The organism is Hyphomicrobium sp. CS1GBMeth3 (assembly GCF_900117455.1).
Lineage (GTDB): Bacteria > Pseudomonadota > Alphaproteobacteria > Rhizobiales > Hyphomicrobiaceae > Hyphomicrobium_C.
Genome location: NZ_FPHO01000002.1, coordinates 876,363 through 889,266 on the forward strand (window position 1 = coordinate 876,363; position 12,904 = coordinate 889,266).

Here is a 12,904-nt window from a genome sequence, read left to right on the forward strand (position 1 = left end):
GCAGTCAGAATGTTCGCTGCGGATCAACGCCCAGCTGCTGTTTCACGCCGTCGACGTCGCCGAGCACCCACAGGCGCGTGATCTGCCGACCGTCCGTCTCGAAAAAAGCCGCGCCGCACCATGCTATCGGACGCCCCGTCCCTGCGACGCCAAAAAATTCACCCTCGTGGCGTCCGGCGAATGTCAGTCGGGCCGCCGCCTTTGCTCCATCGACGAGCATCTCATCAATCGTGCATGTGTAATCGGCAAGCGCGGCATGAATCGCGAGCATGTAGTTGATGAAGCCGTCGGCACCTTCTCGCTCCGGTCCGAGAGAAGCGCGGAACTTGATGCTCGGGTGCAGGATCTCGCGCGCAACCTTCTGGTCAGCCTCGTTCCAGGCCTCGTCATAGAAGCGCCTGACGAGGTCGGCCGTGATCGCTTCTCCTTCGGACTGTTGCATCATTCGGCCGCCGTGCGCTTGTGCGCCTCAACGGCGGTCGCCTGTTCGCTAGCCTTGAAATGCAACGGGCCACCGCGGAACGGCGCGAAGCCGGTTCCGAAGATAACGCCCGCATCGACAAGATCGGCGCTGGCGACGACGCCGTCGGCCAGGGCGCGTTCCGCTTCACTGATGATCGGATCGACCAGCTCGCGCCCGAAGCGCTCGAGATCGGCTGCGTCGTAGGTCTTCTCGCTCTTCTCGGGCTTGCCGTCCTTCCAGACGTAGAAGCCCTCGCCCGCTTTCTTGCCGAGCTTGCCCTGGTCGACGAGGCGCTGCAGCAGCGAGCCCTCAGGCGACAGGCCGAGGATGCGGCCAACGTGGGCGCAGACGTCGAGGCCCACGGTGTCGGCGAGTTCGATGGGTCCCATCGGCATGCCGAACGTGCGGGCGGCCTCGTCGATCTTCTCCTTTTCCTCGCCCTTCTCGAGGCGGGCCATGGCGGCCATCATGTAAGGGGCCAGGATGCGGTTGACGAGGAAGCCCGGCACGCTCTTGGCGATCAGCGGGAACTTACCGATGGCGGTGATGAAGGCGGCGCCCTTGTTGACCTCCTCCTCGCGACTTTGCGCTCCGCGGACTACCTCGACGAGCGGCATCAGCGCCACGGGATTGAAGAAGTGAATGCCGATCAGGCGGCCGGGATCCTTCAGCGGCGCGGCGATGGCCTCGATCTCGAGCGACGAGGTGTTGGTCGCGAGCACGGCGCCCGGCTTGATCTTGTCCTCGAGCTCGGCGAACAGCTTCTGCTTGACGTCGAGGCGCTCGACGATGGCCTCGATGATAACGTCCGCGTGCGCGGCGCCGACGCCTGTTGGATCGGCAATGAGCCGCGCCTTGGCCGCCGCCTTCTGCGCCTTGGTCTTGAACTTTTTCGAGAAGAGCTTGCCCTGCGCCTTGATGCCCTTCTCAATGACCTCCGGCGATAGATCCTGAAGCGTCACCTCCATGCCGGACGCGACGCACCAGCCGGCGATGTCGGCGCCCATGGTGCCGGCGCCGATGACGTGCACGCGCAGGGGCTTCCAGCCGAGGCCTTTCGGGGCCTGGTTCTTCAGAAGCTCCGACAACCGGAACACGCGGCGCAGATTGCGCGACTGGTCGGAGATCAGGAGCGGCGCGAAATAGCGCGTCTCGGCGGCCTTCAGCGCTTCGCGATCGGCGCCGTGCAGCTCAAACAGATCGATGAGACGGTACGGCGCGGGATAGTGATCCTCGCGCGCCTTCTTTCTCGTCGCATCGCGCATCTTCTTGGCGAGCAGCGTGCGCGCCGGCCACTTGGTGAGCAACGACTTGGCGAGCCCTGCGGGTTTCGCCTTGCGCTTCCTCAACACTGCCTTGCGCGCCGCCCAGCGCAATGAGCCGCGGCTCGCGACCAATTCATCGATCAGTCCCATGGCGCGCGCGCTCGACGCGCGGATCATACGACCCGTCAGCATCGCCTCCATGGCGGCGATGGGGCCAGCCTGGCGGATGGATCGCGCGGTGCCGTGCCAGCCGGGGAAGATACCGAGCTTGACCTCGGGGAAGCCGACGCGTGTGGAGTCGTCCCGCGTTGCGATGCGGTAATGGCACGCGAGCGCCAGCTCCAGTCCGCCGCCGACGCAGACGCCGTGAATGCCCGCTACGACCGGGATCGAAAGCTTCTCGATGCGATCAAAGAGAGCCAGCACCAGACGCAGCCGCTCGATGACCTGCGCTTCGGTCGTGAAGCCATCGAACTCGTTGATGTCGGCGCCGACGATGAACCCCTTCTCCTTGCCGGATAGGATGACAAGGCCCGTCATGGTACGGTGCCGCGCGCCTTCCTCGGCCCAGTCGACAATGGCGCTGAGCTCTTCGAGCGGCCGCGTGCCGAGCGCGTTGGCGCTCTGGCCTTCGCGGTCGAAGATCGCCCAGCCGATGCCTTCCTGATCGACGGAGAAATGCCAGTCGCGGGACTGAAGCGGCTGCTTTGCCGGCACGTCCTCGCTGATCTCAGCCATGCGTCGCCTCTTTCTTCACGAAGGGTTGGCACCCGCCAAGCCGCGGGAGTTGTGGCCCAGGCTCGGCGCTGCGGCTTTTCGGTAGTTGGGCGCGAGTTCCTCAGGCGCGAAATGATCGACGGCAATGACGCGTTGGGTCAAGGCCTCGGCTTCGCGGAGCAGCAACGCCTCGCTCTCGGTAATGGATCCCGCGTCTGCCGCCTCGGCAATCCAGTCACGGCCGTGGTAGCGGTGCACGACGCCGGTGCGGACGGCACGCTCAAGCTTCTTCTCCGCTTCCTCGGCCGCGACGACCTTCTTCAGCGCAACCTCGAGCAGACCGGTGGCGTCGTCTGGATCTTCGGTTACGTAGATGTCGCGCGTGAGGCGGTCGCGCACCTCACCTGGCTCGAGCACGGTGCGCGCGATGCGTGAGCCCAGTTCATCAGGAGCCGGATAATAGTGACGCCCGAACGGGAAGACGAGCACGCGGAGCAGGGCCCGGGCGGCTCGATTGGGGAAGTTCTCGACCGTGCCGCGCAGGGCTTCCTCGAAGCGGTGCAGGCCGTTGGCGGCCGTGAATGCGACGATGTCGCGATCGGCCTCCGGGCGCCCGTCGTCCTCGAACCGCTTCAAGACGCAAGCCGTGAAATAGATCTCGGACAGGGCATCGGCGAGCCGGCCGGTGAGCTTCTGCTTGACCTTGAGACCACCGCCGAGCAGCGCCACGGTGAGATCGGCGACAAGCGCGAAATTGCGCGCGGCGCGCGAGAGCTGCCGGTAGATGGGCTCGAGGCCATGGGGCCCTTTCGGCGCCTCGGCAAAAACGCCGAGCGTGATGTTGTGGAAGAACGCGCCGGTGATGTTTGAGATCGCGAACGCAGTATGGCCGCGGAACGCCGTGTCGAATGCCTCCAAACCCGCTGCACGGTCGGGGTCCTGAACCGCCTGCACCTCCTTGTAGAGGTAGGGATGTGCGCGCAGCGCGCCTTGCGCAAACGTGATCAGTGTGCGGGTCAGGATGTTGGCGCCCTCGACCGTGATGCCGACCGGCACGAGCTGATAAGCACCCTGCAGGTAGTTCGACGGCCCGTCGCAAATGGCGCGGCCGCCGTGGATGTCGAAGGCGTCGTTGACGCTGCGCCGCAGGCGCTCGGTGGTTTGGTACTTCATCAACGCCGAGATGACGGATGGTCGCTCGCCACGCGAGACCATCGACGCGGTGACGGCGCGCGCGGCTTCGTTGGCGTAGGCGTTCTCGATCAAGCGCGCAAGCGGCTCCGAGACGCCTTCCATGCGCCCGACCGGAAGCCCGAACTGGCGACGGATACGGGCGTAGGCGGACGTAAACCTGAGCATCGCCTTGGCACCGGCCGTCGCCGAGGACGGCAGCGAGATGGCGCGTCCGGCGGACAGACACTCCATCAGCATGCGCCAGCCCTGGCCGACCATCTGTTCGCCGCCGATCACCCAGTCGATGGGGATGAACACGTCCTTGCCCCAGTTGGGCCCGTTCGGAAATGCGGCGCCGGACGGCAGATGACGGCGACCAATGTTGACGCCGGGATGGCTGGTCGGAATGAGCGCAACCGTAATGCCGATGTCCTCGTTCTCGCCGAGGATCTTGTCGGGATCGAACAGACGGAAGGCGAGGCCGAGCAGCGTCGCCTCCGGGCCGAGTGTAATGTAGCGCTTGTCCCAGGTGAGGCGAATGCCGACCGTCTCGCGGCCGTCGTGCTCGCCTTTCGTGACGTAGCCCACGTCACGCATGGTGGCGGCGTCGGAGCCCGACGTAGGGCCCGTCAGCGCGAAGCAGGGCACCTCAAGGCCTTGCGCGAGACGCGGCAGGTAGTGCTCCTTCTGCGCGTCGGTTCCGTATTTCTCGATCAGCTCGCCGGGGCCAAGCGAATTCGGCACCATGACGATGGTGACGACATCCGGCGAGCGTGAGGCGATCTTGCCGAGGATCAGCGATTGGGCCTGTGCCGAGAAGCCGAGGCCGCCATGTTCCTTCGAGATCAACATGCCGAGGAAGCCGTTCGCTTTCACGAAGTCCCAGATCTCCTCCGGCATGCGCCGCTCAAAATGGCGGATCTGCCAGTGGTCGATCATGCGGCAAAGTTCTTCGGTCGGCCCGTCGAGAAAGACGCGCTCCTCGTCGGAGAGCACGATCGGCGGCACTGCGCGCAGCTTGGTCCAGTCGGGCGTGCCAGAGAAGATCTCGGCATCGAAGCCGACGGTACCGGCGTCGAGCGCCTGCTGCTCGGTGTCGGAGACTTTCGGTAGAATGCCCCTCACCGCCTTGAAGGCCGGCTGCACGAGAACGCGACGGCGTACGTCGGCTATGGACAGTGCGGCGAGCGCGGCCAAGGCGAACCAAACCAGTGCGCCAAGAAATCCTGCCTGAGGGAGGTGCGCCTCGCCATGAAAGAAGCCGCTCTGCCAAGCGAGCGTCACGAGTGCGAGCCCAACGGCCCAGTGCCACGGTGCGGTGCGCGCCATGCCCAGCGCGATCGCGACGGCGATCAGGACGATCAAAAGCAGGATCAACGCCATCGACCTCTCCGCACTCCGGTCAGCGCGCCATATGGGCGTTACGGCCCCACACTCGGGTTGCCGAAGCATCCCCGAGACCGTGGCGCATCAAGCGGCCATGGTAGGCGACGAGTATAAAGCGTTTCTCTCTCCAGTCCGCATCAGGGCCGTAAATTGGGCCCTCCTGAAACGAGATCTCAGAGTTGCATTCGAGTTGTATTTCCCGCGATTTAAGGCGCGAGAGCGGCCCTGCGACTTGGCGCCTACCCCCGACCGCCGGGAACGCGTCCGGTTGCAGAGGCCGACTTGGCGAACATGTTGTCGGTCAACGTCAAGAACCAAGCGAGGCTTTCCTCGTAATTCTCCTTGCGTAGTTTCGCACTTTCGCCCGTTTGCGAGATAAACGGATCCTTTGCCACTAACCCGCGCTTGCCCTTGAGATCACCCGGCGCATAGTCCGCCCCGATCTTCACGCTGTCGTCAGGTGCCAGCATCGACCAACAGGTGTTGCGGTAGGCCGCGGGCGGACGCTCCTTGCCAGCAAGATCGGCCAGAATGTTGGCTGCCACGCCGCGCGCCTGGCTAGCGGCGGAGAATGCCGATTTCGGCATGTCGACTGCGATCACGGCGTCGCCAAGCACGTAGACGTCATCGACCAGCGTCGAGCGGAAGCTTTCTGGGTGGACCGGGCACCAATCACCTTCCGTGAGGCCACTCTCAAGCGCAATGGCGCCTGCTGTTTGGTCCGGAATGATATTGGCGACCGATGCCTCGAAGGTCTCGCCAGAGCGCGTCTCGACCTCTCCTGTCGCGGGATCGACGCGGGCGACGCTCATGTCGTCGAGATCGTTGGTCAGCTGCAGCTCGATCATGCCTTTGTAGTATTTCTCGAACGCCTCCTCGAACACCGCCTGCTTCGAGAACGCCATCTTCGGGTCGAGGATCAAGACCTTGCTCTTGGGCTTCTCGCGCTGCAGGTAGTTGGCGATGAGGCACGCTCGCTCGTAGGGCCCCGGAGGACATTTGTAGGGGTTGCGCGGCGCGGCAATGACAACGAGTCCGCCGTCTTCCATGGCTTCGAGGCGCGCGCGCAAGAGACGCGTCTGCTGGCCGCCCGTCCAGGCGTGCGGCATGAGCTCTGTCGCTGCCTCCGTGTAGCCCTCGATAGTGCCGAACTTAAAGCCGATACCGGGCGCGACGACGAGGCGATCGTACGCAACGCTCTTTCCCTGTGCGAGGCGCACCTCGCGCTTCGCCGCGTCGATCGCGTCCGCGCGATCGTGAACTACGTCGATGCCGAGCGAGACGAGGCCTTCATAGCTGTTGCTGATGCGCTCGAAGGACAGGAAACCGCCGATGACGTGGTTCGAATAGAAGCACGACGTGTAGGTCTTATGCGGCTCGATGAGCGTCACTGAGAGACCGGGCACGGCGCGCTTCAGCGTCACGGCGACGGTGGCACCGGCTGGCCCGCCGCCGATGATCACCACGCGTCCCGCCGCAGCGGCCCGCAGGCTGCCGGGGTGAGCCAGCACGCCAAGGGAGACCGCGGCGAAGCTCTGTGTAAACTGTCGGCGGTCGACGTCCCCCATGATGGGTCAACCTCTGCTCATAGGCCTGGAAAGAAACCGGCAGCCGCAAGAATGGGGCGCAGCTCGCCATAAAAATATTCGGCGCCGGGATAGCCGGTGATGCGCCCCAGCTCCTCGCCGGAGCGTAGAACGATGAACGTCGGTGTGAAGACGACGGGAGCCAGGCTTTTGATCTCCGGGGCACCGCGCCGGACCCGTCTTAGCGGGGCGAAGCGGCCTTCGGCACTCTTGCTATAGCCGGAGGCTATCTCCGCGTCCCATTTGCGGCAAAAGCGGCAGCCGGGTTCCTCCACCATAACGAGGCGAATTCCCGACGCCGCTGTGGCGTTGGGTATCGGGGTGCCTGCTGTCACAAGCGCAATGAGGACGACCAGAAGAGCCGCAAGGCCTTGAACCTGATAGTCGCGGACAGCGTTCATAGGGTGGGTTGCATGATTTGCACCTTTTTTATGTCCCATGGTAGCAGTCCCTGGGTTCGCCGAGAAGTCAGCCCTTCCGGGCGAGCCCACTCTCTTGAGATGATTGCGAGATCAGACGTGACTGCGCGCAACCCTTCGTCACCGCTCGTGGATCGCCGCACGGTGCTTTTGCGCGCGGGCGCCCTGGCTTTTGTCGCTGCGGGTGCTGGTCCGGCCGCCGCGCAGAGTGACGCTCCCGCCCGGGCTGCGCCCGCAGACACAGCGCCGCTTGTGCCCACACCACAGTTCGAGCAGGCCTACGCGAATATCGTCGGCAACGGCACACCGACCGAAGGCGCCATGGCGCTCGAGCTGCCGGAGGACGCCGAGAACGGCAACATCGTGCCCTATAAAATCAACGTCGAGAGCCCTATGACGGACGACGACCACATCGAGCGTGTGCATCTGCTGTCAACGCAGAACCCGCAGGCGCTGGTGGCGACGTTCCATTTCACGCCGCTTTCCGGCAGCGCCGCCGTCTCGGGGCGCATGCGGCTCGCCAAGACCCAAGAAGTGGTGGCTATCGCCGTTACCTCGCGTGACACGCTCATCGCGGCGCGGACGCTGGTCAATGTCGGCATCGGCGGCTGCGGGGTGGAGTGACGCGCATGGCCGCCTCGAAGCCCCGTGTCAGGCTGCCGGAGGAGATCCAGCCTGGCGAGATCATCGAGATCAAGGCGCTGATCACGCATGTGATGGAGACCGGCAATCGCAAGGATTCCGAGGGGAAGCCGATCCCGCGCAACATCATTCACACCTTCACCGCCCACCTCGAGGGCGTGCTGATCTTCAAGGCAGAGCTTGGGCCTGGCGTGTCGGCCAATCCGTTCCTGTCGTTCACCCTCAAGGTCCCCGGTCCCGGCGAGCTGCGCGTGTCATGGCTCGACGATGACGGGGGCGAGACGATCGAGCGATACTCCCTTAACGTCGCCTGACAGTTGCTTGACCAAAGCCAATTTTGAGGGGGTTGCCCCCAAGCCAGGAAGCCGGTACGCCCAAAACACTTGTGCTTCCGACCGACAAGCCGCTCGGCGCTGTCCCGGAAGGATTTTCTGGTTCCATTCGGGAGGGGACCCATGGCTGAAGAACCCATCGTCGCGCAGACAGGACCATACCAAGTGGACCTCGTGGAGGGGGAGACCTACTGGTACTGCCGCTGCGGGCGCTCCAAATCGCAGCCGTTCTGCGACGGCTCCCACGAAGGGACCGGGATCGAGCCCTTGGAGTTCGTGGCTCCGTCCACAGCCACGTTCAACATCTGCGGCTGCAAGGCCACTGACGACGAACCGTGGTGCGACGGCACCCACAACATGATCTGAGCGCGACGCGCGGTCGGGCTTCCGTCCCGAGCATGCGGTCAGAGAATCACATTGCTGGCGCGAGGTGTCATCACGTCGGAAAGAGTGCGTCCGGCGCGAAATCGTACCCACCGTGTTGCCTAAATCCACAGCAGCCGACGTATAGAACCCCCACCGGGGCCAGAAATGCGAAAAATCAGTTCCCTTGACGGCGTCCCCCGCTCTAAAGAGCTAAGGTGAAGGTCAAATTCCGGGGGACGGCCGGTACATGGATTACTTTGTCCAGCAGCTCATAAACGGGCTCACGCTTGGATCCATCTATGGCCTGATCGCCATCGGCTACACGATGGTCTACGGCATCATTGGCATGGTCAACTTCGCCCACGGCGACGTGTTCATGATGGCCGCCTTCATCGCCCTGATCCTGTTTCTGATCCTCACCCAGTTACTCGGGATCGGCTCGCTTGGCTTCGCACTTCTGATCGTGCTCGTGCTTGGCATGGCGTTGACCAGCCTTTGGGGCTGGGTCATCGAGCGCTTCGCCTACCGGCCGCTTCGAGGATCGTTCCGGCTCGCGCCGCTGATCTCGGCCATCGGCATGTCGATCTTCCTCTCGAATTTCGTGCAGCTCGTGCAGGGCCCCAACAACAAGACGCTCGAGCCCATCCTGACCAATGTGCTCGTCATTCCCATCGGCGATGGCTCGGCGACGCTGGCCGAGAAGCAGCTGCTGATCATGGTCGTCACAGCGGCGCTGCTTGCCGTGCTCTGGTACGTGGTCGGGCGCACGCCGCTCGGGCGGGCGCAGCGGGCCTGTGAGCAGGACCGCAAGATGGCGGCGCTGCTCGGCGTCGATGTGGACCGAACGATTGCGCTCACGTTCATCATGGGCGCGGCGCTAGCCTCGGTCGCGGGGCTCCTCTGGATGAGTTATTACGGCGTGGTCAGCTTCTCGGACGGCTTCGTACCCGGCATCAAGGCCTTCACGGCTGCCGTGCTGGGCGGCATCGGGTCGTTGCCGGGGGCCGTTCTGGGCGGCTTGCTGATCGGCCTCATCGAGACGTTGTGGTCGGCCTATTTTTCGATCGACTACAAGGACGTCGCGGCCTTCTCGATCCTGGCCATCGTGCTCATCTTCCTGCCGTCGGGCCTGCTCGGCCGGCCCGACGTCGAGAAGGTCTGAGCCCATGGGCGCACCGGCGGAGGCGTTGAAGCGCGGAGTGCTTGCCGCGCTCATCACGCTGGGTCTCACGTTTCCGATCGTTGCGCTGCGCACGGACACAAACCTCTCCAATCAGCTCGTGCTGACGCCGCGGTGGGGCCTTGCCTTTACGCTCGCTGGAATTGCCTTCGTCGGCGCGTTTTTGCTGTCGTTAATCCGACCTGCGGGTTTCGAGCGCGCAGTGCCGCAGAAGACGGATACGGCGCCTCCCCACCCCTTCATGCGCTATCTGCCGCGCATCGGACTCGCGTTACTGATCGCCTACCCGTTCATCGCGTCTCTGATCGCGCAGGCGGGCGGGCCGGGCGTGCTCAAGCTCGTCGACACCTACGGCATCCAGATCCTCGTCTATGTTCTGCTCGGGCTGGGCCTCAACATCGTCCTCGGACTCGCCGGCCTGCTCGACCTCGGCTTCGTCGCGTTCTATGCGGTGGGCGCCTACTCGTCGGCGCTTCTGACGACAACGTTCGGGCTGTCTTTCTGGCTCGTGCTGCCGCTCGCGGGTATCCTCGCCGCGCTCTGGGGGGCGATGATCAGTCTGCCGGTGCTGCGCCTCAAAGGCGACTACATCGCCATCGTGACGCTCGCATTCGCGGAGATCGTGCGGCTCGTTCTCGTCAACTGGGTGCCTGTGACGGGCGGCTACGCCGGCATCTCGAACATTCCGAAGCCAACACTGTTCGGCTATTCGCTGGGCCCCGGCCCGGACTCGCTGCCGGCGCTGATCGGCCTCCCCAGCTCGCCCATCTACCGCCTCGCCTTCATGTACTATCTCGTGCTGGCGCTGGCGCTCGCCGCCTACTGGGTGACGGTGCGGCTCAGAAGCCTTCCGGTGGGGCGCGCGTGGGAAGCCATGCGCGAAGACGAGATCGCCTGCCGCTCGCTCGGCATCAACACCGTGACGACGAAGGTCACTGCGTTCGCCGCGGGTGCCTTCTTCGGCGGCCTTGCGGGCGCGTTCTTCTCGGCGCACTACGGCTTCATCAGCCCGAAGTCGTTCGAGTTCCTGGAAAGCGCGATGATCGTTGCTATCGTCGTGCTCGGCGGGCTCGGCAGCATGGTGGGCGTCGCCATTGCGGCGACGGTGATGATCGGCGGCACGGAACTTCTGCGCGAGCTCGGCGTATTCCGAGCCGTATTCGGGCCCGAGTTCGATCCGGCACAGTACCGTATGCTGCTGTTCGGTCTCGCCATGGTGATGCTGATGGTCTGGCGGCCCAAGGGCCTGATCGCGACGCGCGAGCCGACCGTGCGCCTCAAAGCGCCGCTCGCGCGCGGTGCGCCGGCCGCGGCACCGGCGGAGTGAGGGCAGTCCGATGCGCTGGCTCGAGGATCCCCTGCTCACGATCGATCACCTGTCGATGCGCTTCGGCGGTCTCGTGGCGGTGAACGATCTCTCCTTCAGCGTCGGGCGCGGCGACATCACGGCATTGATCGGCCCGAACGGCGCCGGCAAGACCACGGTCTTCAACTGCATCACCGGGTTCTATAAGCCGACCACGGGGCGTCTTGCACTGGCTCACGGCAAGGCCGCGGCACAAGAGGACGTCGATGCTCTGACCCGCTCCGACAAGCGGCGCACGCGCGGCGCCTCGCCCGAGCTTTTCCTGCTTGAGCGCATGCCAGACCACGCCATTGCGTCGGAAGCCCGCGTCGCCCGCACCTTCCAGAACATCCGCCTGTTCCCTGGCATGACGGTTCTTGAGAACCTGCTCGTCGCGCAGCACAAGACGCTGATGGCGGCTTCGGGGTGGACGTTCGGCGGCCTGCTTGGCCTCGCCACGTATCGCGCCGCGGAGCGCAAGGCGCTGGAGCTCTCGCGCGCATGGCTCGAGGTTGTCGGTCTTGTCGACCGCGCCGACGATCCGGCGGGCGACCTTCCCTACGGCGCGCAGCGGCGCCTCGAGATCGCGCGCGCCATGTGCACCAATCCCGTGCTGCTGTGTCTCGACGAGCCGGCGGCGGGCCTCAATAACCGCGAGAGCGCGGAGCTGACGCGTCTCTTGCGCGGCATCCGCGGCCAGACCGGCGTCTCCATACTGCTCATCGAACACGATATGTCGGTGGTGATGGACATTTCGGACCACGTCGTCGTCATCGAGTACGGCGTCAAGATCGCGGACGGCACCGCGGACAGCGTCAGGAACGACCCCAAGGTCATCGCCGCCTACCTCGGCATCGACGACGAAGAGGCCGCTGCTGCGGAGGTGGGCACGCAATGAGCGCTCCCCTACTCGCGATTCATAGCGTCTCGGCCTTCTACGGCAATATCCAGGCGTTGAAGGGCGTATCGCTCGACGTGCGCAGCGGCGAGATCGTGACGCTGATCGGGGCCAACGGTGCCGGCAAGTCGACGCTGATGATGACCGTGTTCGGCAGCCCACGAGCTCGCGACGGCGAGATCCTGTTCGAGGGTCGCCCGATCACAAAGCTTTCGACGCATGCCATCGCGCGGCTGCGCATTGCGCAATCCCCCGAGGGCCGGCGCATCTTCCAGCACATGACCGTGCTCGAGAACTTGCAGATGGGCGCGGCCGTCGACGCCAACGCGCACTTCGAGGAAGATCTCGAGCGCGTTACGACGCTATTCCCGCGCCTCAAGGAGCGGCTCACCCAGCGCGGCGGCACGTTGTCGGGCGGCGAGCAGCAGATGCTGGCGATCGCGCGCGCGCTGATGAGCCGCCCCAAGCTTCTCATGCTCGATGAGCCGTCGCTCGGTCTCGCGCCGCTGATCGTGAAGCAGATCTTCTCGACGCTCGCGGAGCTCAACCGCCAGGGCATGACGATCTTCCTCGTCGAGCAGAACGCGTTCCATGCCTTGAAGCTCGCGCACCGCGCTTACGTGATGGTCAACGGCGTTATCACCATGAGCGGCGCGGGCCGCGAGCTTTTGGCTCGACCTGAGATCCGGCAAGCCTACCTCGAAGGCGGGAGGCACTGATGCTCGACACGGTCTTGAGCGCGCTCGGCTATGCGGACGAAGGCGGCAACACCTTCTGGCATTTCGTGCTGCTGACGCTCTTGATCGGCGGGGGCGCGGCATGGCGGACCGGCCAGGCGGTCGCGCAGGGATGGGGCCCCATCTGGCCGGTGGCTGCGTATACGGCCCTGCTCGCCGCCGCCATCCGCTTCCTGCACTACGCGCTGTTCGGCGGCACACTGCTGTCGCTTCCCAGCTACCTCGTTGACTTGGCAATCCTACTCGTCGTCGCGCTCGTCGCCTATCGGGCGCGCAGAACGCGCCACATGACCGAGCAGTATCCATGGGTGTTCGAGCGCTCCGGCCCGCTGACCTGGCGCGAGCGTTCATAGGGACGGGTACGGACGTGACTTGCGGTCCATTTCGCGCCACAA

13 protein-coding genes are annotated in these 12,904 nt (G+C 64.8%); 8 read left to right on the plus strand and 5 right to left on the minus strand.

The window, feature by feature from the left end; genetic code table 11:
* Window positions 1-4: 4 nt before the first annotated feature.
* The 5 genes from CS1GBM3_RS04230 to CS1GBM3_RS04250 form a co-directional block, all read right to left on the minus strand.
* The gene (locus CS1GBM3_RS04230) at window positions 5-445 is read right to left on the minus strand and encodes an ester cyclase (RefSeq protein WP_210186195.1); all 441 of its coding nucleotides are present in this window, start codon (window positions 443-445) and stop codon (window positions 5-7) included.
* Entirely contained in the window at window positions 442-2,466 is a 2,025-nt protein-coding gene (locus CS1GBM3_RS04235) for a 3-hydroxyacyl-CoA dehydrogenase NAD-binding domain-containing protein (RefSeq protein WP_072391834.1), read from the minus strand. The genes CS1GBM3_RS04230 and CS1GBM3_RS04235 overlap by 4 nt, the downstream gene beginning before the upstream one ends.
* Window positions 2,467-2,481: 15 nt before the next feature.
* Window positions 2,482-5,001, minus strand: a complete 2,520-nt coding sequence (locus CS1GBM3_RS04240; protein ID WP_072391837.1) for an acyl-CoA dehydrogenase — start codon at window positions 4,999-5,001, stop codon at window positions 2,482-2,484.
* 242 nt (window positions 5,002-5,243) lie between these two features.
* The gene (locus CS1GBM3_RS04245) at window positions 5,244-6,572 is read right to left on the minus strand and encodes an NAD(P)/FAD-dependent oxidoreductase (protein WP_072391840.1); all 1,329 of its coding nucleotides are present in this window, start codon (window positions 6,570-6,572) and stop codon (window positions 5,244-5,246) included.
* 17 nt (window positions 6,573-6,589) lie between these two features.
* Window positions 6,590-6,991, minus strand: a complete 402-nt coding sequence (locus CS1GBM3_RS04250; RefSeq protein ID WP_072391843.1) for a thioredoxin domain-containing protein — start codon at window positions 6,989-6,991, stop codon at window positions 6,590-6,592.
* A 117-nt stretch (window positions 6,992-7,108) separates the two neighbouring features.
* Between CS1GBM3_RS04250 and CS1GBM3_RS04255 the strand changes: the two genes are divergently transcribed.
* The 8 genes from CS1GBM3_RS04255 (at window position 7,109) to CS1GBM3_RS04290 (ending at window position 12,862) form a co-directional block, all read left to right on the plus strand.
* Entirely contained in the window at window positions 7,109-7,633 is a 525-nt protein-coding gene (locus CS1GBM3_RS04255; protein ID WP_210186196.1) for a thiosulfate oxidation carrier protein SoxY, read from the plus strand.
* A 5-nt stretch (window positions 7,634-7,638) separates the two neighbouring features.
* Entirely contained in the window at window positions 7,639-7,965 is a 327-nt protein-coding gene (gene soxZ, locus CS1GBM3_RS04260) for a thiosulfate oxidation carrier complex protein SoxZ (RefSeq protein ID WP_072393652.1), read from the plus strand.
* Window positions 7,966-8,106: 141 nt separating this feature from the next.
* Window positions 8,107-8,349: a CDGSH iron-sulfur domain-containing protein gene (locus tag CS1GBM3_RS04265; RefSeq protein ID WP_072391846.1), complete on the plus strand. Its 243-nt coding sequence runs from the start codon at window positions 8,107-8,109 to the stop codon at window positions 8,347-8,349.
* 247 nt (window positions 8,350-8,596) lie between these two features.
* Complete coding sequence (locus CS1GBM3_RS04270) at window positions 8,597-9,511, plus strand: branched-chain amino acid ABC transporter permease (RefSeq protein WP_072391849.1); 915 nt, start codon at window positions 8,597-8,599, stop codon at window positions 9,509-9,511.
* Between the two features lie 4 nt (window positions 9,512-9,515).
* Window positions 9,516-10,856, plus strand: a complete 1,341-nt coding sequence (gene livM, locus CS1GBM3_RS04275; RefSeq protein ID WP_072391852.1) for a high-affinity branched-chain amino acid ABC transporter permease LivM — start codon at window positions 9,516-9,518, stop codon at window positions 10,854-10,856.
* 10 nt (window positions 10,857-10,866) lie between these two features.
* Entirely contained in the window at window positions 10,867-11,772 is a 906-nt protein-coding gene (locus CS1GBM3_RS04280) for an ABC transporter ATP-binding protein (RefSeq protein WP_072391855.1), read from the plus strand.
* The gene (locus tag CS1GBM3_RS04285) at window positions 11,769-12,491 is read left to right on the plus strand and encodes an ABC transporter ATP-binding protein (protein ID WP_139247786.1); all 723 of its coding nucleotides are present in this window, start codon (window positions 11,769-11,771) and stop codon (window positions 12,489-12,491) included. Before CS1GBM3_RS04280 ends, CS1GBM3_RS04285 begins: the two co-directional genes overlap by 4 nt.
* Window positions 12,491-12,862 carry a DUF6867 family protein gene (locus CS1GBM3_RS04290; RefSeq protein WP_072391858.1) on the plus strand — a complete coding sequence of 124 codons (372 nt, stop codon included), beginning with the start codon at window positions 12,491-12,493 and terminating at the stop codon, window positions 12,860-12,862. Before CS1GBM3_RS04285 ends, CS1GBM3_RS04290 begins: the two co-directional genes overlap by 1 nt.
* Window positions 12,863-12,904: the final 42 nt, after the last annotated feature.